The organism is Corallococcus sp. AB045, from assembly GCF_003668895.1.
GTDB lineage: Bacteria > Myxococcota > Myxococcia > Myxococcales > Myxococcaceae > Corallococcus > Corallococcus coralloides.
On record NZ_RAWN01000121.1, the window covers coordinates 1 to 17,616 of the forward strand.

Here is a 17,616-nt window from a genome sequence, read left to right on the forward strand (position 1 = left end):
AATCAGGGGCGGGGTGGGGTGCGAGTTTCATGAGAACGGAATTCGGAGGGCGTCTGGGCCGTGAGCCACTTCATCGCGCGAACGGAGGGACATTCAAATGACCCCCAAGGTCGGAAACCCGGGGACCTCCCTTGTTCACGGGATAGTGCGCGGGGTGTCCGTGTAAACGTGACACATCGGATCATGCGACGGGAACACGCGGAGTGTATGGGTCCGCCTCCCCGCGAGCGTCTTGCCACGGCGGAATTGCCCCGGACCTGTCTGTGTCTTTGAATTGTCAGTGAAAATAGGATTCCTTGGATTCGTCTGTTGAGTGTTTGAGGAGGATACGGGGTGGGTCCGACACGTCCCTGCGCGTTCTTGCCGCACGGGGGGACACATGGCGTGCGTGGTAGACGCCGCTCGGGAGCATGAGCGCCATGCCGGGATGGAGTCGCGACGTGACGCGGTGGACGTGGAAGGCGCTGTTCTTGTGCGGAGCGCTGGGGTGTTCCGCGGAGCCGGGAATGGCGGTGGTGCTGGATCTGGACGCGGGTGCGGGCGTGGAGCCGGGGCCCGAGCCGACGACGTGCGCGAGCGGAAGCCTTTGGACCGAGGCGAGCGGCACCGGGGCCACCATGGCGCCTGGCTACGCCTGCCGGAACTGCCACCTGCGGCAGGCGCCCTCCGTGGCGTACTTCTTCATGGGCACGGTGTTCCCGGCGCTCCACGAGGCGGACGGGTGTGATGCCCGGCTGGTGGAGCCGTCGAACGTGAGGGTGGAGATTTTGGACCTGGAGGATCAGGTGCGGCTCACGCTGGTGCCGAACTCCGCGGGCAACTTCATGTCCACGACGCTCCAGCCGCCCTTCCCGATGCCGTACCGGGCGCGGCTGGTGGGGCCGGATGGCACGTCGCGGAGGATGGCCACGCCGCAGAGCAACGGGGACTGCAACAGCTGCCACACCGAGCAGGGCACCCAGAACGCTCCGGGGCGCATCGCGCTGCCGTGAGGATGTCCGGTGCGGACGCTGCGACAAATGACCGCAGCGTTCACACCCCGGGGGGCTGCTATCCGGGATGCTCCTTTCTTCCCGGAGTCACCCGATGAAGTCTGCCCTGGGGCCGCTGTGTGTCGTCGCGGGTTCGCTGCTGTCCTCGTCCGCCTTCGCGCACGCCGCGGTGGCGGGGGCCACGCCTCCGTATGCCGGGGCGACCTTCGAAGCGGACATCACGGTGAGCCACGGCTGTGACGGCGCGGACACGTACAAGATGCGGGTCCAGATTCCGGAGGGCGTGACGAACGTGCGCCCGTTGGACTCCGTGTTCGGCACGGCCGAGGTGGAGAAGGACGCCTCCGGCAACGTGACGGCGGTGACGTGGACCCGGCCTCCGGGCAGCGTGAAGGCGGCGGACACGCACTTCTTCCACCTGGGGCTGCGCATGAAGCTGCCCTCGAAGCCGTTCACCCCGCTGTTCTTCCCCACGACGCAGACGTGTAGCACGCAAGGCGGCGCGCTGACGGTGGTGGAGTGGACGAGCACGGCGGGCGGCGAACACAGCCACGACGGGGATGCGGGCACGGGGGCTTCGGAGAACCCGGCGCCGTCGCTCTACCTGCTGCCATCGCGGTTGCCGGGCTGGAACCAGTACACGGTGGCGGAGCACGTGCACGACCTGACCGTGTTCAAGGACGCGCTCATCGTGTGGTCCGGGACGCAGGCGTACAGCTTCAACCCCGTCACGCAAGCGCTCATCGAGAGGGAGCCCGGTGTCACCGCGCTCACGCAGATCCATCCGGGCACGGTCATCTGGGTGAAGTACTAGGAGCGACCATGCGCCACTGGCTCTTCGTGTTGTGTATCGGTGTTCTTGCTGGCTGTTCGGACAAGCCCTCGCCGTCGCCCACGGGGCAGAGTGATGCGGGCACGGCCTCCGGTGTGGAGCGGCCGGGAGCGTTGGAGCGTCCGCCGCTGGAGCGGTTGCCGGACGACCTCAAGCCGCCGGTTCAGTAGCGGGCGTGGCGTTCCGCGACGCGGTAGAGCTGGGTGAGGGAGTGGTCCAGCAGCGCCTGGGTGGACCGCATGTAGCGGTGGGCTCGGGCGAAGGGGAGCCACACGCGGTCACCGACTCGGACCTGGGCTTCCATCCATTGCTTGCGTGGAAGCCATTGTCCGCCCAGGTGTTTGACCAGCACTTCGCCCAGGTAGGCCCCGACAGCGGGGACCGCGATGGCATCGATGTTGTGCCGCTCGAAGATGTCCGGGAAGGTCTCCTTCCAGAAGTGGACGTCGATGTCCGTCAGGGATTCGGGGGACCCCTTGAAGACGGAGGGCACCGGCGTGTGGAGCAGCGCCACGAGGCGTTCCGCGAAGTACGCGTACTGATCGAGGGCTGCTTTCGGGTCGGCCACGTCTGAAGGCAGGGCTGCGTTCAGCGGGAGCCACTCGTCCGGCTCTGGTGGGACGTAGGCGTTGAGCTCCGCGATGCGCCGCTGGCGTTGGGCCAGGGATGCGTATTCGGGGAGACGTGAGAGCAGCGCGGCGATGTCCGGAGCGAAGCGGGGTTCGACGGGGGCGAGGGTCGCACTCCGTTCGCGGAGGGTGGCCATCACCGTGTCGAAGTCGAGGTCCGGCCGGAGATGGACCCATGCGCGGGCCTGGGCGACGCGGGCGGCCTCGCTGGCGAAGTCCGCGGCGGTGGGCCAGGTGACGAGGAGGACGGAGCCGTCGGGGAGCTCTTCGACGCGGTGGGCGGGCGTGGTGCGCATGCGCTCGCGGCCGACGGTCTCCACGAGCTTCGCGCCGAAGACGTTGAGCCAGCAGACTTCGTAGATTTTGTCGAAGCCGTTCCGGTAGGTCGTCTCGTCGTCACGGCCGAAATTGGGGAAGTCCGCCAGTTCCCTGTCCGCCACGCTGTGGGCTGAAGCGTGGGTGGTGGGATAGTGGATGGCCCAAGCCCGGACCATCTCCACGAGTTCCTTACAGCTCGATTCCCGCGCGAAGAGGTCGAGCGGATTGACCGTGAGCGAAAATCGCAGGCTGGGTCGTAGTGGCGGAAATCGAAGGTGGAGTGACGTGTCCAGGTCGGGCCCCGTTGTGCGGTAGAGCCCCACGGATGTCGTTCTTTCCTGGCGCGATTCGGCTAGCCCCTTGGCGACGGCTTCTCGTGTGTATTTGCGGCGCCGCACCCCTTTGACGATGTCTGGCATCCACTCCCCAGCACCTGATTCGAGTGCTTCCAGGAATGGCGCTAATTCTCTCTCGAGGACGCCGGGCGTATTGCAGGCTCCATCAAATGAGAGGCGCAGGTAATCGTCCGCCATGAGTCTGGGTCTGCCTTGCACGGTCATTGAATCTGGACCTCCACACCTTCGACCGCGTCCCGGACTTGCGCCAGGACTCCCTTCAGGCTGTCCGAGCCTTGAGGCTTGAGGGCACCACCCTCATAGATAAGGCGCACTCTGCGGATACGTGCCAGTCCTTCCAGGCCAGGTCTTCGGACGTTCACGGTCTCGCCGTAATACCGAAGAGCCGCACGCGCGTCCGCTCCCATCTGGGCCTTCAATGCTTCCTCGTTGAGCAGACGCAGGTCGCGGCTCTTGAAGCTGATGGTTTCCATGCGTGGCGGTTGCCCGGACGGTGGCTTCGTTTCGATGACCAGCACGTCAGCGAAGCGCAGGTCCGATTTCGTCATGCCCACGTGCGTTTCGATTCGCGGCTGATCGAAGTCTCGGAGCCACTGACGCTGTGCCCGGGGCAGGGCCGCGTCTGCCCGGAGCCGGGCGACCATGTCTCGTTCGAACAGCAGCCCGCGGATGAACTGTCCGCGCAGGTCCAGGTATCCCTCCCAGCGCAGGGGCCCCTTCGCGGGTATGCCCTGTTCCAGTTCCGCGAGCCGGGCCTCGCGATAACTCACGTACTCCGTCCAGAGCGGGTGCCCTTCAGCTCCCGGCGGTGCATCCCGCTCGGGTGGATGTTCCTTCAGGAAGGACACATCGCGGGACAGGCGGGGACCCGTGGACTCCCACTCCACCTGCGCGAGCCGGGCTTCCAGGACCTCTGGTGGTACCCCCGCGAAGTCCTTCGACTGCATGCCACTGCCGGTACTCTTCTGTGCGGTACCCGGGCGTTCGCGGCTTGCCTCCGCCAGCAGGGCCTGGGCCTTCGCCGGGTTTCCTCGGGCCTCGTACAGCGCCAGCGCTCCGGTTTCTCCCCACTCGGCGGCGAGGAGGGCGCCTTCCCGGCTCGCTCGAAGCTGACGCAGCAGCTCCCGCGTGGCGTTCACTCCGAGCTGCTCTTCCAGCCTCTCCACCGCCGCCTTGAGCGCTTCCACGTCGAAGGCGGGCCGTTCTCCTCTCAAGGCCCGTGCGCCTTTGCCTCCCGCGTACAGCGCCACCATGAGCGCGGCGGGCGCCAGCTCTCGCGTGGCCTGTTCGTACCGGCCCTTCGCCAGGGACGACGCTCCCTGCGCCGTTCCCGCGAGCAGGTGGAAGAAGCCCATTGGGACGCCGAACGTCAGGTGATCGAAGCCGCCTCGCACCACGTTGCCCGGTGAGAAGTGCCCCGCCATCAGGGCCCGCTCCACCGCGTCGAGCGCTTCCTGGTACGGCGGCGGCAATTGCGCACGCTTCGCGGAGAACTCCACGTAGCGGGCCCCCGCGCTCACGTCGGTGCTGGACAGCGCGTCACGCCCCGCACGGCCCAGGCCCCGCAGGACGTCACCGGCTTGCTCTTCCCGCTCCGGATGCGCCGTGACCTTCAAGCCCCGGCGCAGCAACTCCTCGCGCACGGCGGGCATGCCGCCCAGGGTCTCGCCGAGCTGCTTGTCGCGGGCCAGGTGCTGGACCAGCTCGCGCAGTTCATCATCAAAGCTGGTGTGCAGGATGAAGAGGGCGAACACTTCCGCGCGTGGCAGGCCGTACTTCTCGACCGCGGTGACCAGGAAGGCCGCACGCTTGTGCTGGAGAACGCCGGAGGCCTTCGCATCCAACGGACCCAACGCCCCCAGCCGGACGGCGTCCCAGTCATCGAGGGACTCCACCAGCCGGGGCATGTCCACCCCTCGCTGCATGGCCACGAAGGCCGCGGGCGAGGCACAGGCCAGGAAGGGCGCGAGGCGCTGCTCACCGCGCTCCAGGTCGGGCCAGCCTCGCGGCAGGGGGCGGCCGCCACATGCCCATCCCTTGTCCTCCGGGGACTCAGCCGCGGCCTTCCGGGACCCTCCAGCCCATGGCCGCCATGAGGACCGTGCCGCTGGCGTGCCGTAGCCCCAGGTGCCTCCATGGGGCGGTGACGAAGCACAGCCCGCGATGAGCAGGGCCATGCAGGCCAGCACCGCCCACCGTCGCATGAGGAATCGCCATGGCTGAATCACAGCCGATGACGATACCGGCTCACGGCACGGTGGCGGGATCCGCGAAGCGCGGGTCGGTCAGGAACGCCGTGTCCGTGAGCGACTCCAGGAACGCGATGACGTTCGCTTTCTCCTCGGGCGTCAGCTCGAAGCCTCGCACGAAGGCGCTCTGCAGGGGGCTCGGCTGTCCGCCATTCGCCGCCCTGGTCCGGCCTCCCGCCGCGTAGTGGTCCAACACGTCGGAGAGCGTCTCCACGCTGCCGTCGTGCATGTACGGTCCGGTGACGGCCACGTTGCGCAGCGACGGCGCTTTGAAGCGCCCCATGTCCTCTGGACGGAACGTGATTTCGAAGAGGCCTGTGTCCCCGGCGGGATACGCGCCCTGGCCATCCTCGTTGTAGAGCCCCGTGTTGTGGTACGGCAGCACCGGCTCCGCCGTCGCCTCGTGCACGGTCGCGTCCTGGAAGTTGAAGCCGGAGTGGCAGTGGTCGCACTCCAGGCGCTCGGACAGGAACAGCTGCAAGCCCCGCTTCGCCGCGGGACTCAGCGCGTCCACCTGCTTGCCGTACAGATAGCGGTCATACGCCGACGTGCCGGAGATGATCGACCGCTCGAACGCGGACAGCGCCCGCGTGAGCGTGGCCAGCGACACCGGCGTGGACTCGTTCGGGAATGCCTCCGCGAAACGGGCCGTCAGGTCCGGATCCGCGCGCAGCCGCTCCAGCAGCACATCCTGTTGATCCGCGAAGCCCAGCTCCACCGGCTCCCGCCCGAACAGCGGCACCAGCGCCTGGGCCTCCAGCGTGGTGAGCGCGGAGTTGGCCCAGGTGAGGCTGGTCGCGTACGCCACGTTCGCCAGCCCCTGCCCGTTGCGGCGGTGCGCCTGTCCCGTGCTGCCCACCGCGTGCACGCGCCCGTCCGTGAAGGCCCGGGCCTGTTCGTGGCAGGAGCCGCAGGACTGCGTGCCGTTCAACGACAGGCGCTTGTCGTAGAAGAGGCGCCGGCCCAGTTGGACCTTCGCCTCCGACATGGGGTTGTCCGCCGGCACGCGCGGCTTGGGGAAGCCCGCAGGCAGCTTCCAGTCGTAGGGCGCGGGCTCCTCGGTGGGCCCCGAGGGATCCGCGCAGCCCGCGGCCAGCAACGCCACCGTCGCCAGGGCTTTCCACGCCTGTCCTTGTCGTCGTGCCACGTCGGACGTCCTTCCTGCTACTCGGCCCGGATGAAGGTCTGCGCGGTCGGGTTCGCCGCCTGGCCGCCGAAGGCCAGCCCCAGGCGCTCGAAGAAAGGCCCGCAGTCCGCGTCGGTGGGGGACGACATGCAGCCCGCGGCCGTGCTCGGCGTGTTCACGTCCAGGTTGGAGCCCGCGAAGAGCGTGCCCAGGTCCATCACCACCTTGTTCTTCGTCACGTCGAAGCCGTCCAACTGGAACTCCGGACGGTTGTTGTTCGCGCACCCGGCGGTGCCCTGCGTCTGGCCCTCGGGCGGCGGCGCGCAGGCCGTGCTGCCCAGGTGCATGACGTGCTGGGGAAGGCCCTGCGTGCGGCCCTCGATGCGCGTGAAGAGGAAGCCGCTCTGCCAGTTCCAGTGCAGGCCCGTGTCCTCCATCGGCTTGCCCAGCGTCGTCGGGTCGCCGTGGTTCAGGTCCTCCGGGATGCCCAGCGTGAAGCGCAGGCCCGTGTAGTCACCCTGGGGCGCCGTGCCCTTGATGGACGCGTTCATGCCCTCCGTTCCCTGCGTGCACAGCCCGTCCTTGTTCGCGAAGTCCAGCAGCACCACGCCCGAGTGCTGCCACGTGCCGTCCTCGGTCAGCGTCACGGGCACCTCCTGGCCTTCACGTGTCACCAGCCGCACGTCGTGCACGTACACGCGGAAGTCCATGGGCTCGTACGTCGTCCCCGTCGTCCCGACGTTCGTGTACGTCTTGCCGCACGCGAACGCCTCCGTGCCCACGCGGGCGACGACGGGGAGGTCCACCGTCAGGACTTCGGGTTCATCCTCTCCACAGCCGAGCGCGCCCACGAGGGCCAGCGGAAGGAGGAGGCGGGAGCGGAGCATGGAGCGCATGGGAATCATCCTTGGAAGGTGCTCCCGTCTAACGCACCGGCCGCGCGGCCATGCCGTGGCATGTTGCCGCACCCGCCGCCCGCCTCAGGCCACCTCGCGCGTTTCGTCCGGAACCGGAAGCCCCGCACCCCTCGCCTTGCGCCGCTGGATGGACAGGAAGAGGGCCTCGTGCGTGGCGGGCGAGGGCAGGTCCACGTCGCCGCCCGGCGCTCCGAAGGCGGCCACCGCGTCGCGCAGCGCCTCCCGCACGGACAGGGCCAGCATCAGCGGCGGCTCACCCACGGCCTTGCTGCCGTGGATGGTGCCCTTCTGCTCGGCCCGCTCCATCAAGGCCACGCGCAGGTCGATGGGCGCGTCGCTGAACGCGGGCACCGCGTAGGTGCTGGCGGAGTGCGTGAGCAGCCGCCCGTTCGCGTCCCACTTCAGCTCCTCGCCGGTGAGCCACCCCATGCCCTGCACGAAGGCGCCTTCCACCTGACCCCGGTCCAGGCCGGGGTTGAGCGAATCACCCACGTCCTCCAGCAGGTCCGAGCGCAGCACGCGCTTCATGCCCGTGTCGCCGTCCACCTCCACCTCGCTCACCGCCGCGCCGTAGGAGAAGTAGAGGAACGGCTTGCCCCGGCCCAGGGTCCGGTCGTAGCCGATGCCCGGCGTGCGGTAGTAGCCCGTGACGGACAGGCCCACGCGGTCGCGGTAGGCCTCCTCCACCACGGTCCCGAAGGGCAGCCCCTGGTCCGGCCGCGCCGCCGCCGCGATGCGCCCGTCCTCGAACACCAGCGCGTCCGGCGACACCGCCTGCCCGTGCCGCTGCACCAGCATGCGCGCGGCCACCGGGGCCAGCCGCTCGCGCACCTGGATGCAGGCCTCGCGCACCGCCGCGCCGTTGAGGTCCGAGCCACTGGAGGCCGCCGTCGCGGACGTGTTGGGCACCTTGTCCGTGGCCGTGTGCGCCACGCGCACCAGCTCCGCGGGCAGGCCCAGTTCGCGCATGGCCACGCCCTGAATCTTGGTGTGCAGCCCCTGGCCCATCTCCGTGCCGCCGTGCGACAGCAGCACGGAGCCGTCGCGGTACACGTGCACCAGCGCGCCCGCCTGGTTGAGGAAGGTGGCGGTGAAGGAGATGCCGAACTTCATCGGCGTGATGGCCAGTCCTCGCTTGATGCGGGGGCTGGACGCGTTGAAGGCCTCCACCTCCGCGCGGCGCTTCGCGAAGTCGGAAGACTCCATCAGGTCGTTCCACAGCTTCGGCAGCCGGTTGTCCTCCAGCTCCTGGCCGTAGTGCGTGGTGTTGGTCTCGCCCACGCCGTCGTAGAGGTTGCGCTGGCGCACGGACTCCGGGGCCAGGCCCAGGGTGCTCGCGATGCGCGCGAGGATGTCCTCCATCACCAGCATGCCCTGCGGCCCGCCGAAGCCTCGGAATGCCGTATTGGAGACCAGGTGCGTCTTCGCCACGCGGCCGGTGTAGCGCACCGACGGCACGTAGTAGCCGTTGTCCAGGTGGAAGAGGGCGCGGTCGGTGATGGACTCGGACAGGTCCAGGGACCAGCCGCCGTTGGACGTGAGGTCCGCCTTGAGCGCGAGCAGCCGGCCCGTGGCGTCGAAGCCCACCTCCCAGGCCGCGTGGAACGGATGGCGCTTGCCCGTGACGACCATGTCCACGTCGCGGTCCAGCATCCACTTCACCGGCCGGCCCGTGTGCACCGCCGCCAGCGCCACCAGCGCCGCGGGCGCGTTGCCTTGCGTCTCCTTGCCGCCGAAGCCGCCGCCCATGCGAGGCGCCTTCACCACCACGCGGCTGCGCGGCACGTGCAGCACGTGCGAGATGATGGCCTGCACCTCCGACGGGTGCTGCGTGGAGGACGTCACCGTGACGTCGCCGTCCTCGCCCACCTCCGCGAAGGCCGCGTGCGTCTCCAGGTAGAAGTGCTCCTGGCCGCCCATCGTCAGCTCACCGGCCAGCCGGTTCGGGCTGGAGGCGAGCGCGCTGTCCACGTCGCCCCGGCGGATGACGTGCGGGTCGGTGTGGAAGCTCTCCTGCTTCAGTGCCTCGGCCAGCGTGAGCACCGCGGGCAGGGGCTCGTAGTCCACCACCACCTGACGGGCGCCCTCGCGGCAGGCCTCGGGCGTCTCGCCGACGACGAGCGCCACCACCTGCGCGTGGAAGAGCACCTCGTCCTTCGCGAGCAGCGGTTCGTCGTGGCGGATGGGGCCCGTGTCGTTCATGCCCGGGATGTCCTCCGCGAGCAGCACCTTCACCACGCCGGGCACCTTCAGCGCGGCGCTGGCGTCGCGGCGGAGGATGCGCGCGTGCGCGTGCGGCGACAGCACCGGCCACACCGTCAGCATGGGCCGGCGCTGTGCGAGGTCGTCCACGTATTGCGCGCTGCCCGTCACGTGGCCCAGCGCGCTCTCATGGCGCAGCTCGCGGCCCGCGTCCGCGGTGGCGGAAGGAGCACCCGGGGCGAAGCGGGGCCGTCCGTCCAGCGCGGGGCTGCGCACGCCGGACGCGAACTTCTCCAGCAGCGACACCACCAGCCCGCGCCGGTACTCCGCGCTGCCGCGCAGGTCCGTGAGCGGCGTGAACTCGCGCTCCAGCGTGGCGCGCACGCGGGCCACGGCCTCCGCGTTCCACGGGTGTCCCACGAGCTGGGCCTCCGTCTGCTTCGCGCGCGCTGGCGTGGCAGCGACGCCGCCGTAGCCCAGCCGCGCGGTGCGCACGAGGCCCAGCGCGTCCGTCTCGATGCAGAAGCCCGCAGCGACGATGCTGATGTCCAGCTCGCGGCGCTTGGACACCTTGAAGCTGTCCGAGTGGCGCGTGAGCCCGCTGTCCTTCGCCGGGGCGTGGGGGATGACGACGAAGCGGACCACCTCGTCCGGCTGGAGCGCCGTCTTGCGGTAGGCGAGGAAGAAGTCAGACAGCGCCACCGTCCGCTCGCCGCGCGCGGACGCGAGCACCAGTCGGGCGTCCAGCGCGAGCAGCACCGGCGCCGTGTCCCCGATGGGCGAGGCCGTCACCAGGTTGCCCGTGAGCGTGGCGCGGTGGCGGATCTGCCGCGAGGCGAAGACGTTGAGCATCTTCGCCAGCTCCGGCACCTCGTGGCCCAGCGCGTCCTCCACGTCCACCAGCGACGCGGCGCCGCCCACGTACCAGCCGTCCTCCTCGCGGCGCATGGCGCGCAGGGCCTCCACGCCTTCCGTCGAGATGAGGAACGGGTAGCGGCGGGACTTCTTGGTGATGTCCACGCCCAGCTCGGTGGCGCCGGCCACGAGCATCGCCTCCGGGTGCAGGGCGCGCAGCGCGAGCAGGTCCTCCCACGTGGTGGGGCGCAGGAACAGGCCGTCGCGGGCCTCGTAGCGCAGGGGCGGCGTGGGGGAGGGCGCACCCTCCAGCGAGACGCCGGGAAGCCCGGGGCCGGCGCCCTTCGCGTCGCGGGTGGCGAGCGCGTCCATCATCGCGTCGCGGATGGGGCGGTAGCCCGTACAGCGGCAGATGTTGCCGCAGAGCTGATCCGCGATGGCCTCCGGAGAGCCCGCGTCCTTGCGACAGTACGCCTCCACCATGGAGACGACGAAGCCCGGCGTGCAGAAGCCGCACTGCGAGCCGTAGTGCTTCACCATGGCCTGCTGCACGGGGTGGGGCGCGGCGCGGCTGCCCACGCCCTCCACGGTGACGAGCTCGCGCCCGGCCACCATGGGCAACAGCGCGATGCAGCTGTTGAACGCGCGCAGCGTCTTCTGGCCGCTCACGTCCCGGTCCACCATGGCCACGGTGCAGGCGCCGCAGTCGCCCTCGGCGCAGCCCTGCTTCGTGCCCGTCAGGCCGCGCGCGCGCAGGTAATCCAGCAGGGTGGTGTTGGGCGACGCGTCGTCAACCTGGACCGTCTGTCCGTTGAGCCGGAACTCGAAGGGGGTGCTCATTCCCCCGAGGATAGCAGGGGCGCGGGCGCTGGCTGAGCGCCTGCTTCCTGGGCCAGCCCGTGATGGAGCTGGAGCAGCCCGGCCGCGATGCTCACGGCCACCTCTTGCGGTGACTTTCCCCCGGTGGGCAGCCCCATGGGGCACTGGACGCGGCCCACCTGCCGGGCGGGCATCCCCTTCGCATCCAGCCTCTGCCGGAAGCGGGCCCACTTCGTGTCACTGCCGATGAGCCCGATGTAGCGGGCCGGCTTCTGGATGGCGAAGGCGATGATGTCCTGATCCACGTCGTGCCGGTGCGTCATCACCGCCACGTAGGTGCGCTGCTCGTCCCAGACCGCGCGCGACGCGAAGTCGTCCCACGCCTCCTCGTGACGCACCACGCCCGCGGGCACCAACGGGGACTGGATCCACTCGGCGCGCTCGTCCACCAGGTGCACGCGAAAGGGGGTGCCCTCCAGGATGCGGCACAGCGCCTGTCCCACGTGGCCGGCGCCGAAGAGGTACAGCTGGGGCCCGTGGTTGACGGGCTCGACGAAGACGTCCACGACTCCTCCACAGCACTGACCCAGCTTCGCGCCCAGCGGATAGCGGAACGTGCGCGCCTCACCCCGGGCCAGACACGCGCGGGCGTCCTGAAGCACGAGCTGCTCCAGGTGGCCGCCGCCGATGGTTCCGTGGAAGGTGCCGTCCGCGCGCACCAGCAGCTTCGCGCCAGGGGGCGCGGGCGTGCTGCCCTTGCACTCCGTCACCGTCACGACGGCGAACGGCGTGTCCTCTCGTGCCCACTCCGCGAGCTGGTGAACCCAGTTCCACATGTCGCCGGTGAGTCTGCCACGGCTGCCGTCCCAGCGGCGCTTCTCCGGACGCCTGCCGTGGGAGCGGGGAAGCAAGCCCCCGTTGCCGGGCCGGGAAGGCACACCACCTTTTGCGCCAGACGATTTCGACCCATCCGAATCAAGGAGATGACGTCATGGCCAATGCCGCCGCTGAACTCGAGACGCTGAACTCCTTCCTGCGGGGTGAGATCTCCGCCGTGGAGACCTACCGGCTCGCCTCGAAGCACATCGAGACCGAGGTCGCGAAGACGGAGGTGGAGGCCTGCCTCCACGACCACGAGAAGCGCGTCGAGGCCCTCAAGGAGCGCATCGAGAAGCTGGGCGGAAAGCCCGCGGATGGCTCCGGTCCCTGGGGCATCTTCGCCAAGGTCGTCCAGGCCGGCGCGGACCTGCTGGGGGAGAAGCGCGCCATCGACGCGCTGGAGGAGGGCGAGGACCACGGCCTGAAGGACTACAGCCGGGACGTGGACAAGCTGCACGGCGAGGCGCGCACCTTCGTCCGTCAGCAGCTGCTGCCCTCGCAGAAGCAGACGCACGCGCGGCTCAGTGCACTGAAGAAGAACCCGACCCTGCACTGAGCGTAGGGGTTGCGCGGTGCCGGACATCCCAAGGTGCCCATCCGGGTTGAGGGGATGGGCGCCTTGTGGTGCATCGCACGTCCCCGCATCCAGGCCTGGAGGCTTTCAGGGAGCGTGCGATAGTCGGAAGGAGGGGACTTCCACCGGCGAACGAGGGCGAAGAATCACATGGGGCGCGAGCACACGGTGCCGGGGCCACGCGGGCCCGGGACCGTCATCGACAGCGAGGACGCGGGGCCACCGGCTTCCCGCCCGCCCGACGTGCGCGCCGAAGTCGAGGGGACTCCCTCCATTCCCTCCCCGACGACCGCCGACACCAGCTACGCCGCGGGCGCCCTGGGCACTGGCCTGGAGGTGCTCTTCACCACCTCCGAGCGCGCCCTGCAGTGGGCCTGGCGCGTGCTCCAGCTCGCGCGCGGCGTGGTGGAGGCCACCCCCCGGGGTGACGCGTTCATCCGTGAATCCCGCGCTTCCGTGGTGGACTTCCTGGACCACATCCCGCCGCACGTGCGCCGCAGCGTCGAGGAGGTGCTTGTCTTCTGCAACCTGTGGCAGGCCGTGGGTGTGCGCCTGCGCCGCCGGGGCGGCTTCCCCGCCGGGGACGACGCGGCCTGGCGCCAGCTCTGCGAGGACGTGGAGCTGCTCCAGCGCGCCGCCCAGGCCCGGCTGGGCACCGCCGCGGCCTTGGAGCAGGGACTGCTCAAGGACCTGGGCCACCTGCGCGCGCTGGCCCTGTCCTGCGGCGACAGCGCCAACGAAGTCACCGTGGGCATGGAGGTGTTCACCCGCTGCATCGCGGAGCTGATGGCCGTGGCCAGCGCCGTGCGCCGCGCGTGGGAGGCCGCCGCCCATGAGCTGGCCGAGTCCGCCGCGTGGCTGCGCGCGGGCGACCCGGCCTTCAGCGCGTGGCTGGCGGAGCACCTGGTCGCCGCCGAGCCCGCGTGGGAGCGCACCCAGAAGATCGCCCGCTGGCTGCGCGACGTGGGCGCCTTCGCGGGCCAGCCCTGAGGCGCGGCCCTCTCAGGGCTCGATGAGGATGCGGTGCCGGTGCAGCTCCAGGAGGATGTCCGGATCCAGGTCCGCCTGCTTGTGGTCTCGCAGGTGCTGGCGGACGGCCTCCACGGGCTTCTGGCCGGTGAACTCCACCAGGAGCGAGTAGGCCTCACCCGGCAGCGCCACCGCGTCGTATTCGCTGTACGAGCCCAGCGCGACGCTGCCGTCCGGCAGCCACTTCACCGTCGCGTCCGGGTTGAAGCGCAGCACGCGCGGCAGCGTGGGCGCGGTGGCCTGGGTGTACAGCTTCTCCAGCACCTTCTGTTCGATGGTGCCGTCCAGGCCCAGCATCCGCTCCAGCCCGTCCCGGGACACGGCGCGCACGGCGTCGTAGCAGGCGCGGTAGAAGTCCCTCTCCATCCCGGCGTAGCCCTTCCAGAGCGCGGCGTACACCTTGGCCGGGGGCGCCGCGTCGTCCAGGTCCTCCACGGACAGCGGGCCGGTGGCCACCTCCGCCTTGTCGCGGCCGTCCAGGAGGAACTCCGGCATCAGCTGGAGCAGCGCGTGGCGCGACAGCTGGAACTCCGCCAGCGTCAGGTACGTCTTGAGCGACATCCAGAAGCGCTGACCGTCGCGGCCCGCCACGTACTTGCAGAAGAACGTGGAGCAGACGGACTCGCGGTACGCCCAGATGGTGCAGCCGCCGGACTCCAGCGCGTAGTACGGGCAGCGCAGCGACGACGCGCGGCCGAAGAACTGGTGCGCGTTCTTGTACAGGTGGTTGAACTTCGCGGGCGGCTTCACCCACTGCGGGCTCACGCCGATGCGGCTGTCGATTTTGGCTTCGATGCGCCGGCGCCCCTCCGCCATCTGCGGCGAGTCATCCGACAGGAGCGCGCCCACGAGGTAGTTGGGCAGCCGCGGCTGGTACGTGCAGCACTTGGTGTCCGGCCGGAACAGGTGCTCCGCCCCGTCCACCGACTCCACCGTGGCCTGCGCGGAGGCGCGGCTCATGGCGCAGTTGGAGCAGGTGGCCTTCTCTTCCGTCGGGGCGTCCTTGCGGAAGAAGGCTGGCAGGAGGTCCTGGTAGAGGGCGGGCAGCGTCGAGAGGATGGAAGACATGAAGGCAGGGGTCAGGAGGACCGGTCGGCCCACTCCAGGTGATAGGTGGCGGAATCGGGCGAGTGGCGGGTGCGGTGCAGGGTGAAGCCCTGGACTCCCACGCGCAACATCCCTTCCTCCAGCACGCCGTCCACGAAGCCCTCCAGGGCCTCCGGTTCGTTGAACCAGAGGTCCGCCTGGGTGGGGCCCAGTACGGTGAGCCGCGTCTCCGTGTAGTTGTTGCCGCTGCGGAAGTTGTGCTGCATCCGCTCCAGCGAGCGCATGGGGCCCACCACGCGGGCCAGCGTGAGGACCGCGCCGCCCACCAGCGTCTGCGCGTAGCCCTCCACCATCCGCCGGCCCATCCGGCGCCGGCCCTGCTCCACCGGCTGGTCGGGGTGGAGCGTGCGGGCCGTGTCGGCCAGGCAGTCCACCCAGACGGCCAGCGGGTACGCGGCGAGCAGCGGGGCGTGCAGGTTCATCCCCCGCGCGCGCAGCCGGTCCACCAGCTCGGGCGTCAGGGAGGGGGCCAGCACCTTGCGGTACAGGCTGTCCACGCTGCTGCTGAAGATGACGCGCTCGTCCCTCATGGCCCTCCGTCCTTGCCGGGACCTGAACAGGCCCCGGGCGCGCATTCTTCGCCCAGGGCCCGGGAGGAGGCCAGCCCCCCCGCGCCCACCCTCACCGCCGGTGCGCGGTGAGGGGAAGCGCCAGGTGCGTCACCAGGCCACGGAGAGGCTCACGCCGCTGTAGGCGGTGAAGCCCCGGAGCAGGAGGTACTGCCGGCCGGCGATGGGCTGCCCCACCAGGTTGCACGTCTCGTTGTTGCCCGTCAGGTAGGGACGGCAGTCGAATATCTGCGTCGTGGGCGCGAAGTCGAAGCGCGTGTAGAGGTCCGCGTCCCCGGTGCCGCCGGAGATGCTCACCGTGGAGGGCGTGTTCGCCGGCACGTCGAAGCAGTAGTACTTCAGCGACGAGGCGTTGCCGGTGATGAGCGACACCGTGGTGTTGTTGGGCAGCGGAGTACACGAGGGCGACGTCGTGACGCCCACGCCCACCGCGAGCCACGCTGCATCCACCGCGTCCTGGACGGCGGTGTTGTAGCCCAGGCTCTGCGCCGCCACCCGCGTCGCCAACCTGGCCGCGTAGAGGTTGGTGGTGCGGGTGAAGAGGTTCATGTTGGCGTACCAGAAGATGTGGGCCGCGGCCTCCACGCCGATGGCCGGCACGTTCACCAGCGTCTTGCCTCGCGGGTGCACGCCGCCGGTGGCCATCAGCTTGAACGCCAGGTTGGCCACGCCGGCGCCGGAGTGCACGTCCGTGCCGCTGTTCAGGTCCGGGGCGTAGTCCACGGAGTAGCCATCCGCCGCGGGGTCGTTCATGTAGCGCAGGGCATCCCCGGACATGCCGGGGGTCCAGGCCGTCTCGGCGATGTGCCACACGGACGTCGCGGTGCTCCAGGTGCCCGAGGCCCAGCTGTCGCAGGTGGCGGCGTAGATGTCCGACAGCGACTCGGTGAGCGCGCCGGACTCGCCGCTGTAGATGAGGTCGGACGTGGTCGCGGTGACGCCGTGCATGAACTCGTGCACGACGATGTCCGGGTCCTCGCACGGCTGCCCCAGCTGGGGCAGGCTGCCGTCACCGCAGACCAGCTTCGTGCCGTCGAAGTACGCGTTCGCGTAGCTGGTGCCGTAGTGCACCTGCGCCAGCAACTGGCCGCCCCAGCCGTTCCACGAATCGCGGCCGAAGTTCTGCTGGAAGCAGTCGTAGAAGAGGCCCAGGTTGTCATACGTCTTGTCGATGGCCGTGTCGCCGGTGTCCGCCTGGCCTTCAACCCGGCACGTGCCGTTGTTGCTGCCGCCCACCGAGCACACGTTGCGGTAGCGCGCGGCGTGGATCTCCGGCGCGCGCAGCACCTCCTGTCCATCCGCCGCGCTCACGTAGACGCGGTCGCGCAGGGCCATGCCGTCCGCGTCCTGTCCGGACACCACCACCTCGAAGGCGCGGACCAGGGGCGCCTCCGGGGTCGGCCGGACGAAGACCTCCCGGGGCGCTCCCGCGCTGCTGCCCGCCGGGGACGCCGCCAGCGCCGCCTCGCTCGCGGCCTCCGGAGCGATGCGAGCGGGGGCCGGCAGGGGCTCGCCGTCACGCGCGGTGCCGTTCACCGCGTACACCTGACCCCGCGCGTCCAGGTGGACGAGGAGCTCCTCGTTCACCACCGGGAGCCCGCCCTTGGTCTGCGTGTAGCGCAGGTGCGTATTGCCCAGCTCGTCCCGGTGGATGCGCTTGGGCACCAGGTCCTTCGTCGTCAGCCGGAAGGCGGGCAGCACGCGCAGCAGGGTGGGCTCCAGGAGCGCGTGCGCCTGCCAGGCGCTGGCACCGGAGACGGGCCGGCCCGTCGTGCCCAACGCGCCCAGGATGAACTGGGGCACGCCGTCCGCGTGCACCCCCCGCACCTCCGCGCCGGGCAATGCTCCCAGCGCTGACTTCAGGTCTCCCAGACGGGCTTCGGAAGGAGCGGAGGGTGCCTCGGCGCCAGGACCTCCCGCTCCACATGCGGACAGCGTGAACGTCAGGCCGGCGAGGAGCCAGCGGTTCTTTCGCGTCATGACATGCCCCCAGTGTGACGAAACGAGTCTGTGAAGCCTCGCGAGCAAAGCATGGAGCCCTGACTGTCAGATGAATTCTGGGAGGACTGGGAGTGTTGGAAATAAGGCTGAGTCCGGAGGAGCGCCCACGTCGGCGGTGGTTCACCCACCTGGGTGCTGTGCGGGCGTCCTGGCACGAACTCC

14 protein-coding genes are annotated in these 17,616 nt (G+C 69.9%); 5 read left to right on the top strand and 9 right to left on the bottom strand.

Annotated features, from left to right (window positions below; genetic code table 11):
- Nucleotides 1-440: 440 nt before the first annotated feature.
- The 3 genes from D7Y21_RS25860 to D7Y21_RS41555 all read left to right on the top strand — a co-directional run bounded on the left by D7Y21_RS25860 (nt 441) and on the right by D7Y21_RS41555 (nt 1,994).
- Nucleotides 441-992 carry a hypothetical protein gene (locus D7Y21_RS25860; protein ID WP_120563498.1) on the top strand — a complete coding sequence of 184 codons (552 nt, stop codon included), beginning with the start codon at nt 441-443 and terminating at the stop codon, nt 990-992.
- Between the two features lie 94 nt (nt 993-1,086).
- Nucleotides 1,087-1,806: a YcnI family protein gene (locus D7Y21_RS25865; RefSeq protein ID WP_121716330.1), complete on the top strand. Its 720-nt coding sequence runs from the start codon at nt 1,087-1,089 to the stop codon at nt 1,804-1,806.
- An 8-nt stretch (nt 1,807-1,814) separates the two neighbouring features.
- Nucleotides 1,815-1,994, top strand: a complete 180-nt coding sequence (locus tag D7Y21_RS41555) for a hypothetical protein (protein ID WP_147443187.1) — start codon at nt 1,815-1,817, stop codon at nt 1,992-1,994.
- On the opposite strand, the gene D7Y21_RS25870 is transcribed toward D7Y21_RS41555, so the two are convergent.
- The 6 genes from D7Y21_RS25870 to xdhC all read right to left on the bottom strand — a co-directional run bounded on the left by D7Y21_RS25870 (nt 1,988) and on the right by xdhC (nt 12,206).
- Nucleotides 1,988-2,947, bottom strand: coding sequence for a hypothetical protein (locus D7Y21_RS25870; RefSeq protein ID WP_370039228.1), 960 nt, complete (start codon nt 2,945-2,947; stop codon nt 1,988-1,990). The two genes, D7Y21_RS41555 and D7Y21_RS25870, sit on opposite strands and share 7 nt — an antisense overlap.
- Before the next feature lie 380 nt (nt 2,948-3,327).
- Nucleotides 3,328-5,331: a hypothetical protein gene (locus D7Y21_RS25875; RefSeq protein WP_370039230.1), complete on the bottom strand. Its 2,004-nt coding sequence runs from the start codon at nt 5,329-5,331 to the stop codon at nt 3,328-3,330.
- Between the two features lie 43 nt (nt 5,332-5,374).
- Nucleotides 5,375-6,523, bottom strand: a complete 1,149-nt coding sequence (locus D7Y21_RS25880; protein ID WP_121716336.1) for a methanobactin export MATE transporter MbnM — start codon at nt 6,521-6,523, stop codon at nt 5,375-5,377.
- A 17-nt stretch (nt 6,524-6,540) separates the two neighbouring features.
- Nucleotides 6,541-7,398, bottom strand: coding sequence for an MbnP family copper-binding protein (locus D7Y21_RS25885; protein WP_120563494.1), 858 nt, complete (start codon nt 7,396-7,398; stop codon nt 6,541-6,543).
- Nucleotides 7,399-7,482: 84 nt separating this feature from the next.
- Entirely contained in the window at nt 7,483-11,316 is a 3,834-nt protein-coding gene (gene xdhB / locus D7Y21_RS25890; protein WP_121716338.1) for a xanthine dehydrogenase molybdopterin binding subunit, read from the bottom strand.
- On the bottom strand, nt 11,313-12,206 hold the full coding sequence (xdhC, locus tag D7Y21_RS25895) for a xanthine dehydrogenase accessory protein XdhC (protein ID WP_233612280.1): 894 nt from the start codon (nt 12,204-12,206) through the stop codon (nt 11,313-11,315). Before xdhC ends, xdhB begins: the two co-directional genes overlap by 4 nt.
- Nucleotides 12,207-12,286: 80 nt before the next feature.
- Between xdhC and D7Y21_RS25900 the strand changes: the two genes are divergently transcribed.
- Both D7Y21_RS25900 and D7Y21_RS25905 read left to right on the top strand, forming a co-directional pair.
- Nucleotides 12,287-12,730 carry a DUF2383 domain-containing protein gene (locus tag D7Y21_RS25900; protein ID WP_120563491.1) on the top strand — a complete coding sequence of 148 codons (444 nt, stop codon included), beginning with the start codon at nt 12,287-12,289 and terminating at the stop codon, nt 12,728-12,730.
- A 168-nt stretch (nt 12,731-12,898) separates the two neighbouring features.
- Nucleotides 12,899-13,738 carry a hypothetical protein gene (locus D7Y21_RS25905; protein ID WP_121716342.1) on the top strand — a complete coding sequence of 280 codons (840 nt, stop codon included), beginning with the start codon at nt 12,899-12,901 and terminating at the stop codon, nt 13,736-13,738.
- A gap of 12 nt (nt 13,739-13,750) precedes the next feature.
- Here the strand turns inward: D7Y21_RS25905 and D7Y21_RS25910 are convergent, their stop codons facing one another.
- The 3 genes from D7Y21_RS25910 to D7Y21_RS25920 form a co-directional block, all read right to left on the bottom strand.
- Complete coding sequence (locus tag D7Y21_RS25910) at nt 13,751-14,845, bottom strand: hypothetical protein (RefSeq protein ID WP_121716344.1); 1,095 nt, start codon at nt 14,843-14,845, stop codon at nt 13,751-13,753.
- 11 nt (nt 14,846-14,856) lie between these two features.
- Complete coding sequence (locus tag D7Y21_RS25915) at nt 14,857-15,414, bottom strand: DUF2378 family protein (RefSeq protein WP_120563488.1); 558 nt, start codon at nt 15,412-15,414, stop codon at nt 14,857-14,859.
- Between the two features lie 129 nt (nt 15,415-15,543).
- The gene (locus D7Y21_RS25920) at nt 15,544-17,433 is read right to left on the bottom strand and encodes a M4 family metallopeptidase (RefSeq protein WP_121716346.1); all 1,890 of its coding nucleotides are present in this window, start codon (nt 17,431-17,433) and stop codon (nt 15,544-15,546) included.
- Nucleotides 17,434-17,616: the final 183 nt, after the last annotated feature.